17 protein-coding genes are annotated in these 21860 nt (G+C 48.8%); 14 read left to right on the top strand and 3 right to left on the bottom strand.

Annotation, left to right across the window (positions count from 1 at the left end; all coding sequences use genetic code 11):
* The first annotated feature begins 258 nt into the window (after positions 1-258).
* Positions 259-822, top strand: coding sequence for a thioredoxin family protein (locus ACJJIK_RS03885; RefSeq protein ID WP_444944271.1), 564 nt, complete (start codon positions 259-261; stop codon positions 820-822).
* Between the two features lie 361 nt (positions 823-1183).
* Positions 1184-2458, top strand: coding sequence for a hypothetical protein (locus ACJJIK_RS03890; protein ID WP_444944272.1), 1275 nt, complete (start codon positions 1184-1186; stop codon positions 2456-2458).
* On the opposite strand, the gene ACJJIK_RS03895 is transcribed toward ACJJIK_RS03890, so the two are convergent.
* Complete coding sequence (locus ACJJIK_RS03895) at positions 2455-3117, bottom strand: TetR family transcriptional regulator (protein ID WP_444944273.1); 663 nt, start codon at positions 3115-3117, stop codon at positions 2455-2457. The genes ACJJIK_RS03890 and ACJJIK_RS03895 overlap by 4 nt on opposite strands.
* Before the next feature lie 272 nt (positions 3118-3389).
* On the opposite strand from ACJJIK_RS03895, the gene ACJJIK_RS03900 reads away from it, so the two are divergent.
* From ACJJIK_RS03900 to ACJJIK_RS03940, 9 genes are all read left to right on the top strand, one after another.
* Positions 3390-4574, top strand: coding sequence for an efflux RND transporter periplasmic adaptor subunit (locus ACJJIK_RS03900; RefSeq protein WP_444944274.1), 1185 nt, complete (start codon positions 3390-3392; stop codon positions 4572-4574).
* 11 nt (positions 4575-4585) lie between these two features.
* Complete coding sequence (locus tag ACJJIK_RS03905; protein WP_444944275.1) at positions 4586-7768, top strand: efflux RND transporter permease subunit; 3183 nt, start codon at positions 4586-4588, stop codon at positions 7766-7768.
* A 676-nt stretch (positions 7769-8444) separates the two neighbouring features.
* Positions 8445-9281, top strand: a complete 837-nt coding sequence (locus ACJJIK_RS03910; RefSeq protein WP_444944276.1) for a hypothetical protein — start codon at positions 8445-8447, stop codon at positions 9279-9281.
* An 18-nt stretch (positions 9282-9299) separates the two neighbouring features.
* Positions 9300-10145, top strand: coding sequence for a hypothetical protein (locus ACJJIK_RS03915; protein ID WP_444944277.1), 846 nt, complete (start codon positions 9300-9302; stop codon positions 10143-10145).
* Positions 10146-10176: 31 nt separating this feature from the next.
* Entirely contained in the window at positions 10177-11016 is an 840-nt protein-coding gene (locus tag ACJJIK_RS03920) for a hypothetical protein (protein WP_444944278.1), read from the top strand.
* A 183-nt stretch (positions 11017-11199) separates the two neighbouring features.
* Entirely contained in the window at positions 11200-12006 is an 807-nt protein-coding gene (locus tag ACJJIK_RS03925; protein WP_444944279.1) for a hypothetical protein, read from the top strand.
* Positions 12007-12180: 174 nt separating this feature from the next.
* Complete coding sequence (locus ACJJIK_RS03930; RefSeq protein ID WP_444944280.1) at positions 12181-14634, top strand: hypothetical protein; 2454 nt, start codon at positions 12181-12183, stop codon at positions 14632-14634.
* A gap of 663 nt (positions 14635-15297) precedes the next feature.
* The gene (locus tag ACJJIK_RS03935) at positions 15298-15846 is read left to right on the top strand and encodes a cytochrome b (protein ID WP_444931063.1); all 549 of its coding nucleotides are present in this window, start codon (positions 15298-15300) and stop codon (positions 15844-15846) included.
* Between the two features lie 159 nt (positions 15847-16005).
* Positions 16006-16449 (top strand): hypothetical protein, encoded by a 444-nt coding sequence (locus tag ACJJIK_RS03940; protein WP_444944281.1) that lies wholly within the window; start codon positions 16006-16008, stop codon positions 16447-16449.
* Between the two features lie 152 nt (positions 16450-16601).
* Here the strand turns inward: ACJJIK_RS03940 and ACJJIK_RS03945 are convergent, their stop codons facing one another.
* Entirely contained in the window at positions 16602-17195 is a 594-nt protein-coding gene (locus tag ACJJIK_RS03945) for an FMN-dependent NADH-azoreductase (protein WP_444944282.1), read from the bottom strand.
* A 101-nt stretch (positions 17196-17296) separates the two neighbouring features.
* Here ACJJIK_RS03945 and ACJJIK_RS03950 point away from each other — a divergent pair, with 101 nt between their 5' ends.
* The gene (locus ACJJIK_RS03950) at positions 17297-18229 is read left to right on the top strand and encodes a LysR family transcriptional regulator (RefSeq protein ID WP_444944283.1); all 933 of its coding nucleotides are present in this window, start codon (positions 17297-17299) and stop codon (positions 18227-18229) included.
* Positions 18230-18438: 209 nt separating this feature from the next.
* Positions 18439-19266: an alpha/beta hydrolase gene (locus ACJJIK_RS03955; RefSeq protein ID WP_444944284.1), complete on the top strand. Its 828-nt coding sequence runs from the start codon at positions 18439-18441 to the stop codon at positions 19264-19266.
* 125 nt (positions 19267-19391) lie between these two features.
* On the opposite strand, the gene ACJJIK_RS03960 is transcribed toward ACJJIK_RS03955, so the two are convergent.
* Complete coding sequence (locus ACJJIK_RS03960) at positions 19392-20120, bottom strand: SDR family oxidoreductase (protein WP_444944285.1); 729 nt, start codon at positions 20118-20120, stop codon at positions 19392-19394.
* 465 nt (positions 20121-20585) lie between these two features.
* Here ACJJIK_RS03960 and ACJJIK_RS03965 point away from each other — a divergent pair, with 465 nt between their 5' ends.
* On the top strand, positions 20586-21785 hold the full coding sequence (locus tag ACJJIK_RS03965; protein ID WP_444944286.1) for a M12 family metallo-peptidase: 1200 nt from the start codon (positions 20586-20588) through the stop codon (positions 21783-21785).
* Positions 21786-21860 lie beyond the last annotated feature (75 nt).

Below are 21860 nucleotides of genomic sequence, written 5' to 3' on the forward strand. Positions count from 1 at the left end.
GAAACTTTCTGGGCGCAGTCAAACCTTAGTCCGAGCAGGGGGCTCAAGTCATCAGTGTTATTGCCGGACCAATCAAGACAGATATGGCTGATGCAGCAGGCATGGGTGAGTCCCGCTTGATGGTATTTTGAAAGCGCTCAAAACCGGTGACTTCTCTGTTTACCTGGACGATATGGCGAAAGGCGTTGCGAAGATTTACGGCCCCTTTGCCAAAGCTGTACTTGAGATCGATATCTAAATTGAAGAGAGGACTTGGTAATGTTACTTGACACCCCGCTGTGCGACTTCGGTTGGAAGGCGCCCGACTTCACTTTGAAAGATCCTGGCGGTAAGCGCTATCGGATGTCAGATCACCTGGGAGATAAAGGGCTCTTGATCGCATTTATTTGCAATCACTGTCCTTACGTTCAAGCGATAGCTGACCGTCTTGCAGAGGATGCTCGGGATTTGCAACGGGAAGGCATTAATGTTTTGGCCGTTATGTCGAATGACTATAGAGACTATAAGATCGATAGTCCTCCTTATATGGCGAAATTTGCCCGTGATCATGGATTTACTTTCCCCTATCTGGTCGATGAGGATCAGTCTGTAGGGCGGGCCTACAAGGCGGTATGCACACCGGATTTCTTTGGACTCAACAAAAACGGCGAGCTTCAGTATCGCGGTCGAATTGATGATGCAGATATGGGCAGCCCTATTGGGCGTACCAGGGAACTCGTCAACGCAATGAGGGAGATTGCAGAGACCGGACAGGGTCCGAGAAAGCAACAGGCAAGTATAGGGTGCTCTATTAAGTGGAACGGCAGCTACGCCCAGTATTGATCTGCATACATCTTCCACCGCAACAGACTGAAGCTACTACTTATTTAATAAATTGCATTATGTATATCTCGCAACTCATTGATATCTAAGTATTTTTTATTTGTTAAAGTAATTTATAACCCAGCCCCTGTGTCAGGATAGTTGCCGCCTTTGGACTTGCACGAGTGGGGGTTATCTCTGTGCCTGATCTCCGTGAGTTCGAGCATCATCTGGTTGCGGGGTGTAGCTCAACCGTGCCGCAAATGAGTTGCCCAATTTCGTGCCTGAGCTGAACTTCAAAGTGAACCGGAACCTGAGAAGTTGACAGGATGGTAGCCTTTGCTTAAGTGGTGATAGTTCAATTTTTGCTCCGGGGCAGGATATGACTAAAGCGGTAGAGGTAGACATTCTGGTGCTGGGTGGTGGCATTCAGTCGGTCTCACTATTGCGCGAGCTATCGACAGAGTTTTCTGTGGTCGCGATAGATCAGGGGTTGGACGACGCCGAGTCATTACATTTCCATGGTTACTTTTCGTCCGGTTGGAATGCCGCACACCCAAGTGCGGCAAAGGCTTACCGGCAGGCAGCACAATCCTGGCGCGCACAATTGGAGAGTGATGGTGTTAATAGTCGTGTGACGGACTTCTACGCCGCGCTTCCCAGGGAGTTTTTGGACGTTGTACAACCCAATTGGGCTGCGGCGGGCATCTCTGTCGAGGAGGTGCCAATACCCGCTCCACTGATTACAACTAGCCTGCCATCCCATCAGTGCTTTCGGTTTGACGATGACCTTATGTTTGATGGTGCTGAAGCCTATCGGCGTTTTAGTGCCCCGGTAAATGAGCAGATCGCGAAGGGATATGTTCGCAGAATCAATAAAGAGGAGGGGGAGATCACAGAGGTCTCTGCGGATATCGGAGGCACCTCTCACCGGATAAAGCCCCAGCTAGTGCTTTCAGCCTGTGGAGCGGGTAATGCCGCAATACTGGAGGGGCTGGGGGTGCCCGATCAAATTGTGCAGGATGCTCAAATTGTTCGCCCCCTGCATATGCTGCTGGCAAAGGGGACCAGTGTGCCTCCAGTTTCGGCATTCCTGATGGACCTGGTTGTGGCCTACCACCCGCTGGAAACGGGGGAGGGGCTTTGGATACTCACCTTAAACCCGCAACAGCCCAGGTTTCGCCCCGGTGTAATTGATATGAGGGTGCCCCCGCCGGTAGAGAGAGGTCTTATTCGCGACACTTTGGCGCGGTTGGCAAACTGCATGACCGGTTTTGAGGACTGGGCTGCCAGTTGCCACTGGAGTGTTTACGCAGGCTGGAAAACAGATGCGCCGGGGCCGAATGGTGAAGCTCTGGTTCAACTGAGCTACCCGCGCCCATACCATTTACACAGTTTTGATATCAGTAATTTTCTCTGTATCTGGCCCAATCACTGGGGACTTGCTATCGGTGCTGCGCAAGAGGCCGGCCAGTGGGTGAGGGCGCGGATACAGCCTCTCAGCACTCAGGATTCGGTAATGCGAGCGTTGAAGCTGGAGGGGGAGAGCGGCCCGGCGGTCCAGAACAAGTGGCAGAGTTGCGACTTGCCCTGGTCCCCCTGGGAGGTGTTTTGTCGGGAAATGGGTTGCGGCCCCAAAAGCGGCGAGTCCGGTTAGTGAAGGACTCGTATATGTTCTCGCCCCTGGCGCATAGTGGGGGAGAAGCGGATCATATCAATTAGAGCGTCGATATAGTGCTCACCCAATTCACCGATATCCTCAATTCTTGAGGATAACAGCCAGGTTTCAATTACCCCGAACAGGCCCCCGTGTAACATCTGTAGGGCGAGATCTACATCCAGGTCCTCAGGCAGCTGCTGCTCGGTGACCGCGAGGGCGATCAGTTGGCCCATCCGTTCGAGCCCGCGAGTGCGCCCCTGCTTCATGCGCCGATGAGTTTCACTGCTCTCGGTAATTTGTTCTTCACAGGGATGGAAGATAATTTCTAGTACCTGCTGCCACTCCGGGTTACAGGCAATTTCCTGGAATAGCCATACCCAGCGCGTCCGCAGTGTCCCAAGTGGGTTGATGGTGAGCTGATCGCCGGCATTATTGCAAAGTTGCTCACCGGGCAGCACCATGCGTTCTGTCAGTGCGAGGAGCAAACCGGTTTTGCTGCGGAAGTGGTCGGTCACAGCCCCGTCACTGACCCCGGCCAGTTTTGCGACTTCGGAAAGGGATGGGCGGCACACGCCATATTCATGAAACACACTGAGTGCAGCGTTCAATATACGCTCACGAGTGGTTGAAATTTGCTCATTTCTGCGTTTGGTCATAGGGGAACAGCAGCTTCTTTAATCAATTATTAGTTTCGCTCTGACTCATTTCTGCAGCGTCTAACCGCAAGCTGGCAAAGGGAGTTTATGTGCAAATCCTTGAATATACAGGGTGAAAGTGCATGTTAGATGAAAATTGCACGATTATGAACAGTTGATCCCGCCTCCTGCGAGCCCATAAAATGCCACGCCTCTTTGTTTAGATTTTCCTGTCACTTAAAAATTCCATCATCTGCCAGTCTTTTGCCTGTGTAGTCATTTTCGAGGTAGTCATGTTAAAAGCCCGAGTCCTCACCAGTTTTTTGGTCGCTGCCGCATTGCTGGCGGGATGTAGTGAGGAGGCTTCGGCGCCACCGGGCATGGCTCCCCAAGTGACGGTGGTCACACTTCAGCCTGAATCAGTCACCCTGACCAGAGAGCTGCCCGGGCGCACCGCGCCGTTTAAGGTAGCCGAAGTGCGCCCGCAAGTTAGCGGTATCATCAAGCGCCAATTGTTCAGTGAAGGCGGTCAAGTTGGTGCAAACCAGCCGCTTTACCAACTGGATGACGCCCTTTACCGCGCTGATGTTGATAGTGCCAAAGCGAGCCTGCAAGGTGCCAAAGCGGCTATGAATATCGCACGGTTAAAGGCCGAGCGCACCGCCAACCTGGTGAATAACGGCGCGGTCAGCAAACAGGAAAACGATGCTGCGGAAGCGGATCTACAGGAGGCCCGAGCCTCCGTAGCCAGCGCTCGGGCGGCGTTGCAGCGAGCGGAAATCCAATTGGAGTACGCCCAGGTCACCTCTCCGATTAGCGGTCGTATCGGTAAATCCACCGTCACTCAGGGCGCTTTGGTAACGGCCAATCAGGCCGGGACTTTGGCGACTGTGCAGCAGCTCGATCCTATCTATATCGAGGTCACCCAGTCGGCAGCAGAGCTTGTCAGCCTGCGCCGCGCTCTCCAGGCCGGCACCCTGGCAGATGCGACTCACCTGCCGGTGACCATTCTGCTGGAGGATGGCAGTGAATATGAGCACCCGGGCAGACTGGAGTTTGCCGAAGCTAGCGTAGACCCCTCCACTGGCAGTGTGCTGCTGCGAGTAGTTGTGCCCAACCCGGATACCATGCTGTTACCGGGTATGTATGTGCGCGCCATTGTCGGCAGCGGCGTCCGTAAAAATGCCATTTTGGTGCCCCAGCAGGGGATCGCGCGGGACCCCAAGGGCAATACTTCTGCCATGGTGGTTAACGCAGAGAGTGTCGTTGCCCAGCGTTCCGTACGAGTCAGCCGCACAGTGGGCAACCGCTGGCTGGTGGAAGGGGGGCTTGAAGCCGGAGACCGGGTAGTGATCGCCGGTTTGCAAAAAATTCGCCCGGGGGCCCCGGTGCAGGCCAGTGAGCGTGCAGACGAGCAACCGCCAGCGGCTGAAAGCGATCAACAAGCTGGCGCAGAGCCCGCTGAACAGGGTTCCTGAGGGTAGGGGTTATGGCGAGCTTTTTTATCAATCGGCCCATCTTTGCCTGGGTTCTGGCAATTATCACGATGCTGGCAGGCGTACTGTCCATCGGTGATCTGGCAGTGGAGCGCTATCCCAATATTGCCCCGCCCTCGGTCAATATTGAGGCCAATTATCCGGGCGCCTCGGCCAAGGTGGTTGAGGATTCGGTGACTCAAATTCTTGAGCGCAATATGAAAGGCCTCGACGGCCTTCTTTATATGTCCGCCACCAGCCAGTCCAATGGTGGTGTTTCCATCTCCCTGACTTTCGAGAACGGTACTGACCCGGATACAGCCCAGGTTCAAGTGCAAAACAAAGTGCAGCTGGCGATGCCACTGTTACCCCAGGAGGTTCAGCTACAGGGGGTCAGTGTCAGTAAGTCCCGGGGTGGTTTCCTGATGGTTGCCGGCTTTGTTTCTGAAGACGGTAGCATGAACCGCAATGACATTGCCGATTATATCAACTCGGCCATTGTGGATCCCATCAGTCGGGTGCCCGGCGTGGGCAACGTACAGGTGTTCGGCTCCAAGTACGCGATGCGGATTTGGCTCGACCCTAACAAACTCACCACTTACGCTCTTACCCCGGGCGATGTGGCCGCTGTAGTGCAGGCCCAAAATGCCCAAGTGACGGTGGGAAGCCTCGGTGCCGCACCGGCGATTCCAGGGCAGCAGTTGAATGCATCGATTACCTCCCAGGGGCGCTTGCAAACCCCAGAGCAGTTTAGGGATATTGTCGTCCGCGCCAATGATGACGGCTCCCTTTTGCGCCTCGGCGATATTGCCCGCGTTGAACTGGGGGCGGAGAACTACGAGTTTATCTCCCGCTACAACCGCCAACCGGCTACAGGTATCGCGATTAACTTAGCAACCGGGGCCAATGCCCTGGAGACGGCTGAGGGAGTGAAGGCCAAGCTGAAAGAACTGGAGACCTACTTTCCCCGGGGCCTGACTTCGGTAGTGCCATTCGATACGACCCCCTTTGTCGAGGTTTCGATTAAAGGTGTTATCACCACCTTGGTCGAAGCGATTGTCCTGGTATTCCTGGTGATGTACCTGTTCCTTCAGAACTTCCGCGCCACGTTGATACCGACTATTGCCGTACCGGTGGTGCTGATGGGCACTTTTGCCGTGCTCGCCTCGCTGGGGTTCTCCATCAATATGCTCACGATGTTTGCCATGGTGCTGGCGATCGGCCTCCTTGTCGATGATGCCATTGTGGTAGTGGAAAACGTTGAGCGCGTGATGCGGGAAGAGGGACTGTCGCCGAGAGAGGCCACTCAAAAATCCATGCATCAGATTACAGCGGCCCTAATCGGGATTGGTGTAGTGTTATCGGCAGTGTTTGTGCCTATGGCATTTATGGACGGTGCCACCGGTGTGATCTACCGTCAGTTTTCCGTAACCATTGTTGCGGCCATGGCGCTATCGGTACTGGTGGCCATTATCCTGACACCGGCGCTCTGTGCGACACTGCTAAAGCCCATTGCCAAAGGAGAGAACCACGCGGAGAAAGGCTTCTTTGGTTGGTTCAACCGAAGCTTTGAGCGGGGCAGTCAGCGCTACCAGGGTAGTGTGCAGGGAATTTTGAGCCGCAGTGGCCGCTTTATGCTGTTGTTTATCGCACTTTCCGCCGTGATGGCCTTCCTGTTTCTGCGCCTGCCGAGCTCTTTCCTGCCGGACGAAGATCAGGGCGTGCTGTTCTCCATGGTGCAAGCCCCCGTGGGAGCAACCCAAGAGCGCACTATGGAATCCATCCGCAAAGTGGAAGATCAATTCCTGAACAATGAACAGGGCACGGTAAAGTCGGTATTTGCCGTGCAGGGCTTCAGCTTTGCCGGTAGCGGACAGAATACCGGTATTGCTTTTGTAAACCTGGAAGACTGGTCTCAGCGGGAAGAGGAATCCCAGAGTGCCGGATCCGTTGCCATGCGGGCAATGGGAGCCTTGATGCAAATTAAAGATGCCATGGCTTTCGCCTTTGCGCCGCCACCACTGCCTGAACTGGGCTCATCCGGTGGTTTTAACTTCTACCTTCAAGACAATGGCAACTTGGGCCATGAAGTCCTAACCGCAGCCAGAAATCAGTTCCTGGGGATGGCGGGGCAGAGTGAGCTTTTGCTCAATGTTCGCCCCAATGGCCAGGAGGATACCCCGCAATTTCGCGTAAAAATTGACAATGCAAAGGCCGCAGCCCTCGGTCTGTCTATTGACGATATCAACAGTACCCTGAGCACGGCGTGGGGTGGTTCCTATATTGATGACTTTATCGATCGCGGCCGGGTAAAGCGGGTATACATGCAGGCCGACGCTCCTTACCGGATGGTTCCAGAGGACTTTCAGCGGTGGTCGGTGCGCAATGATAAGGGCGATATGGTGCCGTTGTCCTCCTTTGCCAGCTTCGCATGGGAGTACGGCTCCCCCCGCCTGGAGCGCTACAACGGAGTTCCCTCCATGCAGGTTAACGGGCAGGCTGCACCGGGAGTCAGCTCTGGTGAGGCAATGGAAGAGGTGGAGCGCTTGGTGGCCCAGTTGCCTGCCGGTGTTGGTATGGAGTGGAGCGGTCTCTCTTACCAGGAGCGCTCAGCCGGAGCCCAAACGCCCTTGCTATACACCCTGTCTCTTTTAATCGTGTTCTTATGTCTGGCCGCGTTGTATGAAAGCTGGACAGTGCCGACAGCGGTACTGTTGATGGCACCTTTGGGTATTCTCGGTGCGGTACTGGCCAATAGCTTGCGAGGGATGGAGCGCGATATTTATTTCCAGGTGGCGATGCTGACAACGGTGGGGCTAACCAGTAAAAATGCCATTTTGATTGTGGAGTTCGCCAAGCAGAATCTTGAAGAAGGCATGGAGCTGGTGCAAGCCACAATGCGCGCTGTGCGCGATAGGCTGCGCCCCATCCTGATGACATCCCTCGCTTTCGGTCTGGGGGTGTTGCCTTTGGCTATAGCAACTGGTGCTGGTTCCGGTGCCCAGCGCGCTATTGGTACTGGTGTATTAGGCGGTATGGTCGTCGGCACTCTGTTGGGGATTTTCTTTATCCCGCTGTTCTTTGTAGTGGTACAGCGATTGTTTGCTAAGAAGGTACGCAAGCAGGATGCGGAGCTTGTTGAAAGCGGTGGGCCCTCGGCAAAAAGCGCGCAAGCGGAGACAGCTGAAGCGCTTTAATACCTTCCTCCTCAGTAGAGCAGTAAATAAAGCCAGGCCGGGCACACCGGCCTGGCTTTTTACTTTTTGGATATCCGCTAGTCGCAAGCTCTTTTAATCGAAGGCTGCCTGAGACTATACGGCTAACCTCTTTGCTTTCAGTCAATTGGGGCTGGGTTTTACTGTCAAGAAAAATTGAGTGGAGCACAGATACCTGATATGAAAGCTGTGTAAATTGGTACCTTTGAGGTGGTGCCAGGGGCTCCGGTATTGAATGGTTATTCCGAGGCTTATTGCTATATATTTTTGCACCTTCCCGTATAAATTAATGGAGCTGTTCCAGTTCCGCTTTCTTCATTCAGTTTTATCTTAATTGGCAAGTTGTTGAGGTAGACTTCTTGGGGGCGAAGGTGCGAGGTTGGATACTAAACCCTCAGAAATACACTTTAAGTTATGGGACGCTGATCCCAACAAAAGATGGGGGTTTAAATATTATTTAATAGAGCTGTTTTTTTGTGAGGTAAATCACGCAGGGTTACTTTAGAGAAAGGTTTAAGTCGGTGGGTTCTCCACCATTTATGATATTATCTTCTTAAATATTTTTTAGGTCGTTACTAAATATAGACGCTGCAAAGTAGGTTGCAGATGAGCTTCAAGGTTTCGATGATGGATAGAGTTCGGAGGCGAAGAAGTAATTATGGCCTATATAGATTCAGTAGATACAAATCGCCCCCTTATCGAGCAGCTTGAGGATATTTACTGGTTGCCTTTTAATACGGCGCCAGTGCATCACTATGACTTGGGTCCCTGGCACCTATCAATGACTGGCGAGCTGGCGACACTAATGCTTTGGGAGGATAGTGGTGACTATGTTTCACATGTCATGCATCGCTATCATGGAGGACCGCTTTGGGATATTGACAATTATCAACAGCTCTATGGTGAAGAGCCGCTTGGGGACAGTGAAAGCCCCTGCATCTGGCTTGAATTTCACCCTATTGTAGCCGATTGTAGAGTCGAAATGGGGCCGGATGAAGTCTGGGGTGTCGGGGCTGCATTCTTTAAGATAAGAGTGATTCAGGTTCGGGAGCCAGGCAAATCTGAAGTTTTTGATCTCTCTGACGGCAACCAGTTAAAGCAGTTTATCTTTAGGAAGCACAAAGATTCTTTAGACCGCTTTCTGGAGTTGGGGCATGAAGATCGCTTTAGCGCCTGGAACCCCGACGAAATTCAGGAGTATGAGATTAAGGGGAGGCGTTGGTATGAACTTATTGATGGAAATCGTGCCTTAAACTGGTGCTTCAACCTATATACCCACTTATCCGACAAGCATCTCCTGCATATTGCATACGAACCTAGGCAGTTTTGGCCTCCTTATCATACCCCTAGTGAAAAAGCCTTGCAGGTCAGTAAGTCCCCTTTATGGGATTTTCTGGATAATTTAGAACCTTCCAAAGTGGAGAAGGAAAACCGCCGGGAGGATAAGTCAGAGGTGCCGAATGGCTGGGGCGAGGCTGAGGGCTGGGGCTGGTAAGCGGATCGGAGGATAATTATGGCCCATATAGATTCAGTAGATACAAATCGCCCCCTTATCGAGCAGCTTGAGGATATGGATTGGTTGCCTTTTAATATGGCGCCAGTGCATCACTACGACCTGGGCCTCTGGCACCTGTCATTGACTGGTGAGCTAGAGGCACCGACGCCTTGGGGCAATGATATAGACTATGCTCCATATATCACACCTATTGATAATGAAAATAGCTATCCTAGATTCTGTGGCCAAATGCCGCGCTGGGATAGTGAAAGTGCCTATATCTGGTTTGATTTTAAACCTATTCGCACTGATTTTCGTGTGGATGTGGGGCCAGATGAGACCTGGGTTATCGGGAGTGCGGTCTTTGCAGTAAGGGTGATCCAAATACAGGAGCCGGCTAAATTTGAAATCTTTGACGTCTCTGACGGCAATCAGTTAAAGCAGTTTATCTTTAAAAGGCACAAGGATTTATTAGACAGGCGGTTAGCGCGCGGAAAGAAGGATAAATTTAGCGCTTGGACCCCTGATGAAATTCAAGAATATAAAATTAAAGACAGAATTTGGTATGAGCTTATTGATGGAGATCGAACCTTAAACTGGTGCTTTAACCTATACACCCCCTTGTCTGACAAGCATCTCCTGCGTATTGCCTACGAACCAAGCCAGTTCTGGCCTCCACACCACACTCCCAGTAAAAAAGCCCTACAGGTCAGCAAGTCCCCTTTATGGGACTTTTTGGATAATTTAGAGCTTTCTAAAATGGAGGAGGGAAGCGAAGTGATCACCGGTACCTTGAGGCGAGAAAATGATAGTTCAGAGGAAGATGAATCTGGCTGGGACGCCTGGAGCAGCGAGGGGTGGTAATCAGCTTTAATGAGTGGGCGGGGAGGTAGCTATGGCTCATATAGATTCAGTGGATACAAGCCGTCCCCTTATCGAGCAGCTTGAGGATATGTACTGGTTGCCTTTTAATATGGCGCCAGTACATCACTACGATCTGGGCCTCTGGCACCTGTCATTGAGCGGCGAGTTGCTGCCGAAAACGTATGGTCTAGATGATTATGCCTCATATATTACGCCTATAGACAGTGAGGATAGTTATCCAAAATTCTATGGTGAAGAACCGCTTGAGGATAGTGAAAGTCCCTATATCTGGTTTGAATTTCACCCTATTCGCACAGGCTGTAAGGTTGAGGTGGGGCTGGATGAGGTCTGGATTGTCGGGAGTGCCGCCTTTGATATAAGAGTGTTTCAGGTAAGGGAACCAAGCAAGTCAGGGGTTTTTGACCTCTCTGACGGCAACCAGTTAAAGCAGTTCATCTTTAAAGCTCATAAAGACCGCCTAGATCGTTCTTTGAAGTCGGGGCATGAAGATTGCTTTAGTGCCTGGAACCCCGATGAAATCCAGGAGTATGAGATTAAGGGAAGGTGTTGGTATGAGCTTATTGATGGAAGTCGAGCCTTAAACTGGTGCTTTAACCTATACACCCCCTTGTCTGACAAGCATCTCCTGTGTGTTGCCTACAAGCCCAGTGAGTTTTGGCCTCCACACCACACTCCCAGTAAAAAAGCCCTACAGGTCAGCAAGTCCCCTTTATGGGATTTTATGGATAATTTAGAGCTTTCTAAAATGGAGGAGGGAAGCGAAGTGATCACCGGTACCTTGAGGCGAGAAAATGATAGTTCAGAGGAAGATGAATGTGCCTGGAACGCCTGGAGCAGCGAGGGGTGGTAATCAGCTTTTAAATAGGTGCTTTAACCTATTTTAGTTAAGGAGCCTCTGAACCAACCCCGTAATACCTCTGCGGGTCTCACTGAGTTGTTCAGAGGCAAATCATTAAGAGGCTCAGTTCTACAGGCAAGTGCTGCCATGCAGTCGAGATCATCACGATAACTCCAATAGTGGCAAGAGATAATTATGGCCAATATAAATTCACTAGACTTAGATCATCCTATCATCGAGCAAATTGATGATATGTATTGGCTCCCATTTCATAAGGCATCATCATTTCAATATTATCTGGGTGGCTGGAGCCTCTCATTCTTGGGGCAGAAGCGGCAAAAAGAGTTCAATAGTAGTGAATATACGCTAGCTGCTACTCTTATCGATGAAGACTATAGTTATTTAGGGCGTAATAAAATTAAGCCTCAGCATGAAATTCCGTCTCGTGAAATTCATCCTCGGTGGAGGAAAGGGAGGGGGTATATTTCGTTTGGCTTATACCCGCTGTCAACGATCTGTAGTGTGAAAGTAGGATTGGCGGATTCCTTAATTGTCGGGACTGCTTCCTTTGATATTCGATTAATTCAGGTGGGAGAGCCATATCAGTCTAGGCTTTTCAATCTTTCTGACCATAATCAATTGAAACAGTTTATCTTTAAAAAGCATAATGACAACCGAGATGCGCTATTGGAAAAGGGGTGTCAGGATTACTTTACCGCATGGAGCCAGGATGAAATCCAAGAATATAAAATTAAGGGAAGGAGCTGGTATGAGCTTGTTGATGGGTATAGAAATTCAAATTGGCACTTTAATCTATATACCCATTTGTCAGACAGTCACCTTTTGCATATTACCTATGAACCAAGCCAGTTCTGGCCGCCCTACCATGTTCCCAGCAAAAAAGCTTTACAAATCAGCAAATCCCCGTTGAGGGATTTTATGGATAACCTGGAGCTGTCCAGAGTGAAGAAAAATTTCCCTGTAATAGAGTCGATACCCTAGGGGGCTGATGACTACTGACCCGCTTAAGTAGATAACGTCACTGGCCGTTTAGTGATTTTTCTCAATAAAAATACTGTTGACTAATAAAACTTAATGCAGGTCCATGTGGAATAGTGATAATAACTGTGCTTGTGTAAATGGGCTAAATAAATTTAAAGGTGGATGGAGCTGACTATGCCTGATGTGAATTCCTTGGACTTAAGCTATCCAATTATTGAGCAGGTAGATAATATATATTGGCGTCCATTTTGTTACTCTCGGAAATATAGGTACAACTTAGGCGACTGGCACCTGTCATTTTATGGCGAGTCAAGGGCGCAACCTGGTGAGAATTCCCTATATGCCTCATATTTTACGCCTATTCACAGTGAGGAAAGTTATTCAAAGTTCAATGATGAGGGGGCTCAATGGAGTGCTGAGAGCCCCTATATTTGGTTTAAGTTTGAGCCTCTGGCGGCGGTTTGTAGCTTGGAAGAGGAGTGGAATGATACTTGGACGTTAGGGACTATTGCTCTGGATGTTCGAGTAATCCAAATACGAGAGCCGAATAAATCTGGAGTGCTCGATATTTCTGATCATAGCCAGCTAAAACTATTTATTTTCAAGCAGCATAGTGATAAACGAGACTTATTGCTGAATACGGGGTATAAGGGCTACTTTAGTGCGACCAGCTTGAATGAAATCCAAGAGCACGAAATCAATGGGCGGAGCTGGTATGAAATTGTTGACGGGAATCGAAACTTAAATTGCTGTTTTAACCTATACACGCCCTTATCAGACAAGCATCTTCTTCATGTTGCATATATAGTTAACCAATTCTGGCCACCACACCATATGCCCAGTGAAAAAGCTCTGCAAGTAAGTAAGCACCCCTTGTGGGATTTTATGGAAGATTTGACCCTTTCCCGAATCGGTGAAGATTCACACACCATAAAGGAGGAGTCAGATGATATATATAGTATAGATGAATACATCACAAAACAGAGAAGGATGGTGAGGGCTGAAGAAGAGTGGTCAGAGGGTGTAGATAGTGTAGATTCGCTAGACTTAAATTTTCCAATTATATTACAGCTTGGCGATATCCATTGGCCACCTTTTGATAGAGAGCCCGTACACTACTACGATCTGGGTGGCTGGAGCCTCTCATTCTCTGGAAAGAGGAGTCTGCAAGTTCAAGAGGGCGTTAGCTATGCCTCATATACTACGCCTATTCAAGAGGATAAAAGCTACCCAAAGTTTGATGGTGTGGAGTCCTATTGGGGTTCTGAAGACTCATACATATGGTTCAAGCTTCATCCGATTATGGCTCGCTGCAGTGCCGAATTTGGGGCGGATTGTACTTTTATTGTTGGGACCGTTTTCTTTGATATACAAGTGATTCAACTACGGGATCCAGCTATGTTTAACGTTTATAATCTTCCTAATAACGACCCATTCAAGCACTTTATACTTGATGCGCTTATTCCCCACTCGAAAGGTGTTGATATTCATAGCTTCAATATCGACGGGAGGACTTGGTACAAAATTGGGCATGAGGAGTGCGGAAATACTTATCTTTATACCTGTTTATCCACTAAACATTTCCTTAATATCACCTACAGGGATGATCAGTTCTATATAGATGGGTGGAATAATCGCCATACTAACAAATCTAAAAAAGTCGCCAGATCCCCTATTTGGGACTTTATGAAAAATTTGAAACTTTCCAAAGTTGAGGAAGGTAGTCAAGTTATAACTGGTACAATAGAGCGAGAGATCACCAATTCGTGGAAAGAAAATGCGGAGTGTCCAAATGCCGCAGATAGGCAGGACTTAAGTCGTCCTATTATCGAGCAGGTTGATGACATTTATTGGATGCCATTTAATCGTGCGCCGCAGCATTATTACGATTTGGGTAGCTGGCGCCTATCATATTCTGGAGCACCTAGTCGGAAAACCGAAAGGAATAGTATGGATGATCGGCTTCGTGAGAAGATTCTTGATTGGGGGGAGTTGCATTCGGTCTCGGTAGATCTCTATGTGGAACTGGCGTCGAACCATGTATTAAAGGCAGGAGCTGCTTCCTTTTGTATAGACGTCGCTCAGCCACGTGGCTACAAAAATCTCGACCTCTTAGATGATTCCCAGTTTAAGAATTATCTATTTGATTGGCTTGGGGGGTGGGGGGACTCGAGAGACATACTTCAAAAACATAGTATTAAAGGGAAGGTCTGGTACGGAATTTATAGTGGGGATAATGGGTGTTCAGAGCTTTTTACCAGCCTGTCAGATAAGCACTTCCTCCATATTACTTATAAGGGGGAACAATTTACTCCTCCTGGTTACAATCCTGATGCCAGTGAAAAAGCTTTAAAGCTTAGAAAATCCCCTCTGTGGGATTTCATAGACAACTTGGAGCTTTGTAAAATAGAAGAGGGCAGCCAAGTTATAACCGGTACTGTAGGGCACGAAGGCGCTAATACTGGGGTGGGTGCGCTAGAAGAGTTATCTAGTTACACCAAAATGAAGGCGGAGGGCAAGGTGATAGCTGGCACTATTGAGAAAGAAAGAGATCCGGTAGAGTTGACCAGATCTTGGGATGAGACTGATGGATCAGACTGGACTGAGGCTGATGGATCAGGCTGGTGAAACATTGAGATCGCCTTATTCAATTCAACTTTGATACTGTAGCGGTCTGTAAAACCCAAGGGCCCATATGCTCTACTTGAGGTAGAAGGGGGGGAGAAATTGCCCCCCAAGCCAGGTTTCATATAAGTTCAGTTATGCGTTTTCTCGCCACAGCCAGAGCCTTTCCCTTCGCTAGGCCCTCCGCATAGACAAACTCGACAATAATCGTCAGGAACTGCCGGAGATAATTACTTTAAGAATGCTTATCGCCGTAGACACCACTCCGTGCAATAAAGGCAAGGGCTCTCTTGTTCTTTAGCAGGCCACAGGGCCGCTCTCGGTATATCGGAATGTCATCCCAGCACACGCAATACAAGCAGGTCCTGCAAAAAGATTTCCTCAATCAGCCGATTTGAAAATTCAGCAATTTCCTGCTGCTTTCTGAGTGATTATCGACCGGCTTAAGGCGGGGGCAATTGAAAATTCAGATAAGCTTCTGCTACAAACGCATTTTGGCGTATAGCGCAGGTTAAGTCGCTGATGAGCGCCCCCCAAGAATCTATTAGGCGCATTGTTATAGCTGCCATTTTTCTATTTGAACGCTTGAATCGTGTTTTGACACCCCCTCCAAGCCATACTAAAAAGAGTGTGGTTAATAAGAATAGCCCGTTTGAAAGGATGACAATGGATACAAGAAACAAGCTCTCTCCTTGGACACTGTTATTACACTGGTTCATTGCAATTTATATCATCGGGATGCTGAGTTTTGGCTACTACATCGCAAGCCTGCCGGATGGCCCGGAGACGTTCAAACTGATACAGGTGCATAAGTCTTTTGGTGTGATCCTCCTGTTCTTGGCCTTGATTCGTTTGATCTGGCGATGGGCCAACGGGTGGCTGGAATACTTAAAACCTCAACCTGCCTGGCAGTTTTACCTGATGCGATCAGTTCAGGGCCTATTGATCATTGCGTCCATTGTCATGCCTGTCAGCGGCATTCTGTCTTCATACGCTGGTGGCCACGATATTAAGGTCTTTGGATATCTTTTTATTACAGGTGCAGAGCCTGAGCTCAAAAATCTGGGGGATATTGCATGGCTGACGCATAAAATAACATCATATTTATTCGTTGCGCTTATTGCTATTCATATCTCGGCTGCAATCAAACACCACTTTTTTGATAAAGACACAGTACTCAGGCGTATGCTGGGTATGAAGATAGAAGTTGATTGAGTAAAGTCTGCTGAAATCATTCTTTGAGTTCGTTACTATGGCATGAAAACACAGCAACTAACACGTTCAGCCAACAATGGCAGATTAGGCCGGAAAAACATCTTACAATGATAAAGACGTCAGCATCGCAAAACAGGCAGTCTGCAGCGGAGTAGGCCATTGTCAACCTCCACTTTGATCCCGACGAACCAATTTTCTCTAGAAGCGCAATTTGATAAACCATCTCAATTGCGCAACCTTGCCAACGGGGCTGTTTTCTCAGTGCCTGCCACGAGTCTGCGGGCCCAATATAGCTTCGGCGAGCATTATCTTGTGATCCTTCATGATTTCTCTTCCCTTGATGAAAGCGCCGTGATTTATTTTCTGTCTCCAACCACCGTGCTGGATAGTGCCAAGACAGTAGAAATCGGACTTTGGGGAGATATGGATGACATTGAAATCCTTCAGTCAGACACACTGCGTTTCTCGTATCCAAACCATATAAGCTGGCGATTGCGCTGCCACACCCGACCCCGGTTTTGCCTTCACGTGTCAACCCCCTACATGCTCTGGATGTACCGTCATACGTTCCAGTCTTGGTTCACACTCAAGCGTGAAAAATGATGAATCATATGGTAATTCGCGATGGAAGCCGTCATCGACAATAAGTGGCTCTCTGGTGGAATTGACGCTGGATAAAGGAGCTGAAGCGGGAAGAGAGCGGAGTAAGATTGGATGCAGTAGAAGGGGGAGGAGCTGCCCCCCCAAGCCACGCTTCACACAAGCTCAGCAATGCGTTTTCTCGCCGCAGCCAGAGCCTTTTCTTTTACCTCCTCTCCTTTCGCCAAGCCCTCCGCATAGACAAGCTCGACATCGGTAATACCAATAAACCCCAGGAACTGCCGGAGGTAGTTGCTCTGAGAGTGCTCATCGCCGTAGACACCAGCCCGTGAAATAAAGGCAACGGCCCTCTTATCTTTTAGCAGGCCTAGGGGGCCACTCTCGGTATATCGGAATGTCACCCCAGCACGCGCAATATAATCAAAGTAGGAGTGTAAATTAGAGGGAATATTGAAGTTATACATGGGGACGCCCAATACAAGCAGGTCTGCCGAAAAGATCTCTTCAATCAGCTGATCTGAAAGTTCAGCAATCTCCTGCTGTTTTTCTGAGCGATTCTCGATAGATGTATTGTGAGCTTGAAAGTGCTCCAGGCTGAGATGCGGTACTGGTTCAGCCACCAAATCGCGATAGATAATCTCATCTTCTGGATTCTTGGCCTTCCAGCTTGCGATAAAACTGTCTGCAAGCTGGGATGACTGGCCGTTCTCTTGAAAGAGACTGGACTGGATGTAGAGTACCTTTGCCACGATGACTTCCTCACAACTAACTTCGTATAAAGTTATTGAAACATTCATTAAGCTGATTGAAAATTAGAATAAATTGCTTATATCCATCGAAAAATTCGATTATGAATCAACAGTTATCACAACTCTCAAACCCAAAGATCACGCTAGAACAGTGGCGCTGTCTAATAGCGGTAGTTAAAGGAGGAGGGTATGCCCAAGCGGCTGAGCTTCTGCACAAGAGCCAGTCTTCTGTCAGCTATTCGGTACAGAAATTAGAGTCCCTATTGGCGGTAGCGGTTTTCACCATTCGTGGGCGAAAGGCAGTTCTGACGGTAGCAGGAGAGATGCTCTACCGCCACGCAAAGCAGTTGCTGGAAGATGCCTCCGCACTAGAGCAGGCCGCCAGCCGGGTATCTGCTGGGTGGGAGTCCCAGATTGCAATTTCAGTAGAAGTGCTTTTTCCAATGTGGCTGCTGCTGGATTGCCTGGCTCTTTTTGGCGAGGAGAGTCCCCAGACTCGTGTTGATGTTCATGAAATGGTCATCAGTGGAACTTTAGAGGCTTTAAATGAAGGGCAGGTTGATTTTGCAATCAGCCCCAGAATCCCCCTGGGCTATAATGGTGAGCTACTACCGGCCCCCGCTCGCCTAGTCCCAGTGGCCCACCCGAGCCATCCCCTGCATAGCCTGGATCGCCCGCTGGCAATGAATGATCTCCGCAATCACCGGCACTTGGTGGTTCGGGATAGCAACCCCCAGAGTGGCAGTAAAACTCTCACGGTTGAAGTGGCCAAGCGCTGGACACTAAGCAGTATGTCTTCCTTGATCGAAGCGGCTTGCAAAGGCTACGGTTTTTCATGGTTACCGGAAGACAAAATCCTCAGGGAGCTGTCCGAGGGAAGCTTAAAGCCACTATCGCTGCAAGGGGGGAGCAAAAGAGAGGTTCCTATGTACCTGATTTTCCCCAATCGGGACGATACCGGCCCCGGTGTGCAGCGATTGGCGGACATTATTCGAGAGCGTTTGCAGGGGCTGGCTTCTTCAGGGGGGCCTTAAGTTAGCAATACCTTGGCCGACTGGAGCAACGTTTTTAGATCGGCGCTATACGTAGAAATACAGACCCTATATCTCTCTCAAGAGATAGTGATTGAAACTTGTTTTTCTATTTGAGATGGTAGCTGTTCGAAGGATTTGACCCTACCCAACAATAGGCACGGCGTTAAGTGGTTAGTCCTCAAACGCTTCAGGATTAAGATGTACTTTAAATGAAAGAATACGATGATCAGTTTAATCTGCGTAAGCGACACCCTCTTGGCAGAGTCCATATACTCGTTAATGAATTGCAAAGCTATATTGCTAGGAAGACCCTGGATAGATCGATAGATGTTAGCTACGGCAATAGTCCAGGTGAAAAATTAGATATATTTCCCGCCCAGCACCGGGATGCACCGGTATTTGTTTTTATTCACGGTGGATATTTTAGAGCGCTGGACAAAAAACAATACAGTTATATTGCGAAGCCTTTTGTCGAGGCGGGATGCGCGGTGGCTTTGGTCAACTATGATTTGGCGCCTGCGGTCAGTGTTAAAGATATTATTGAGCAGAATATAAAGGCATTCTTATGGATATATGAGAATATCGATCGCTGGAATGGCAATCCCAATAATATAGTTATTTGCGGCCACTCTGTTGGAGCATTTCTAGTCGCTAAGATTTTGACGTTTGAATGGGCACCTGAGATTCGACAATCAATTAACGGCGCCATTATGCTGAGCGGCCTTTATGACCTGACTAAAATGAGGCTATCTTTCTTAAATGAATCTCTGCATTTGTCAGAAGATGATGTTGCTAGCTTGAGCCCAATCTTTGGTAACATTCAGTGTTTCCCAAAAGCGATTGTTGCTGTAGGTGAAGATGAGACAGAAGAATTCATAGATCAATCAAAAAGATACGCTGGGAAACTGCAGGAAGCGAATAGCCCATACGAATATCTACTGTTAAAAGATAAAAATCACTATACCGTATCGCGTATGTTAAGTAATCGGAACAATGATCTAATGCGCAAAATCTTGGATATCTGCGGTGTGGATTGAGGCCGGCCAAATCATATCAGCTGTGACTTGATTCCTCATTTATAGGCACTGAAGACGCCTCACCAGTGCCTATTGTAAAAGCCGGGAAGCCCCTAAAGCTTTTACAGGATGAGCTTTAAAGACCCTCAGACAACGCCACCGTTGGCACGTATCACTTGTCCATTGATCCAGCCTCCTTGCTCACTGGCTAAAAAAGCAATGGTATTCGCAATATCTTCAGGGGTGCCCAGTCGCTCAAGTGGCGACATCTTGGCAAAATTGTCCAGCATTTCTTCCGTCTTTCCAGACAGAAATAGCTCTGTAACGGTGGCCCCAGGGGCAACGGCATTCACAGTGATATCCCGTCCCCGCATTTCCTTGGAGACTACCCGGGTCATAACTTCTACGGCTGCCTTGGTCGCCGCATATACGCTGTAATTTGGCAGGCATAGACCGACGATACTTGAAGACAGGTTGATGATGCGGCCACCCTGGCGAAGTCGTTTAGCGGCTTCGCGCATAACATTGAAGACTCCTTTTAGATTTACGGCAACCTGGAGGTCAAAGTCAGCTTCTTCACTCTCCGCCAATGGGGCCAGCTTGGCTATGCCCGCGTTATTGATTACGGTATGGATGCCGCCAAAGGCGGCTTCTGCCGAGTTGAACAGGCGTAAAACTGCTTGTTGATCGCTAACATCAGCCTGGGCGGTAACCGCCTTACCACCTTTGGCTTCAATTTTCTTTACCAAATTCTCCGCAGCTGCAACATTGCTCACAAAGTTGACCATAACGGCGAACCCGTCCTCTGCCAGTCGAGAGGCAATTGCCGACCCAATACCACGGGAGGCGCCTGTTACCAGTGCCACTTTTTCCATAATGATTTCCATAGTGATGAGTGGAGCCACTCTTGCAGCTCTCTGATTTGGCCGTGCTGTCACACCGATTGTATTATTCAGATAAATAATCTAGCCAAAATGGGGGATATTGCTCTGCATAGATAAGTAATAGGGCGGCACGATGGCGGCGTTTGTGCAAGCAGGACTATGGAGTGCTCAGAGTTAGGTGGCCAAAAAAAGTTGAGTACAATATTCAAGATCGAACTAAATGGCTGTGTATGCACCTTGTAACATCTGTCTTTGCCAAAAAAGTATGACTAAAAATCATTGCTTGGCGTCTGAATGGTTTTTCTGCCAGAAATCCTATAGAGTACTCCCCGCACTTTAGATCTCAATAAATATACCGGCTTGGTCTTTTGCAGGCTTTGCTAAACGGTGTATTTCCAGCTTGGGTGCTTCTTTTATAGGTTGATATTCTCAAATACAGATATAGGGAGTGTGTCTGTGAAAAGTTTTAAGTTATTGGTGCCTTTTGTTTTATTGTTTACTGCGTTAAACGCCTCCTCCAAAGAAGAATCCCATGCAATCTTCTTTGAGCCCGCCAAGGTTGAAACTAAAAAGCTTTTAGCTTCACGAGTACTCAAAAGAAAATTTAACCGAGAAATCCTTAGATTGGAGCCGGGGAGCACCCTTGAGGTCCCAGGGCAAGGTAAAAAACAAAAGTTTATCCTGCAAAATATTCGCTCAAGGCAGAACGAAACTTCATTGTCCGCGTTCTCCGAAGACGGCAATAGCTTTGTTACTTTGGCAGAAAACAACGGGAAGATCGTTGGTTCCATTCAATCCGAGGGGAGGCTCTATAAGGTCAGGCCCGCCGGGCATGGTGAAGTAACAATTAGCGAAGTTCCCAGCAGCTCTCTTATCGATCATGATGACGGTTATTTTGAAGACGTTGGCTCCACTCTCAATGCAAGGATGCTCGACACTAATTCTATGGATGCAGTGTCAGATTCTGGTGGGAAAATTACCGTTATTGTCACTTACACTGAAGCCTTTGAAACTGATGCCGGAGACGTTTCGGCCTATATGGATCTATTGGAAGAGGAAACCAACGTTTCTTTTGTCAATAGCGATATCGATACTTCGGTTGAAATTGTCCACGCTTATAAAACCAGTTATACCGAAAGTGGCAGTTTCTATACCGATCGGGAGTATTTTTCCAACAGTGAATACCCAGAAACTCAAGAACTGCACGAATTGAGAGATTTATATAGTGCTGATGTAATGATGGTTTTAACGGGTAATGAGTTATACAGTGGGTCTTGTGGCTTGGCTAAGGCTATCTATGCATCCGAATCAACAGCACTGGCTTTTGCTAGGGAAGGGTGCGCAACAGGGTATTTCAGCTTTGCCCATGAAATCGGTCATTTACTGGGAGCCCGCCATATTATCTACAGTGACTCAAGTACGACCCCTTTTCGATATGGCCACGGTTACTGTAATACCACCGCTTCAACCTGGAGAACCGTGATGGCCTACAACTGCCCCTCAAACCGAGGTGGGCCGAGGATTCAGCAGTGGTCCAATCCGGATATCACAATAGATGGCGATCCGACAGGTACCACCTATTTAGAGGACAATGCCCGGGTTATCCGTGAGCGAGCCTGGGATGTGGCCAACTTCCGGGTCGATGGGGAGAGTTAAGGCCCAGAGTAGAATAACCGCTAGTGACACTTGATCGCTAGCGGCCTCGGCTGCTGATCTTCCTTTTCTGAAACA

The sequence above is a fragment of the Microbulbifer regidiadema (SeqCode) genome, assembly GCF_052466995.1.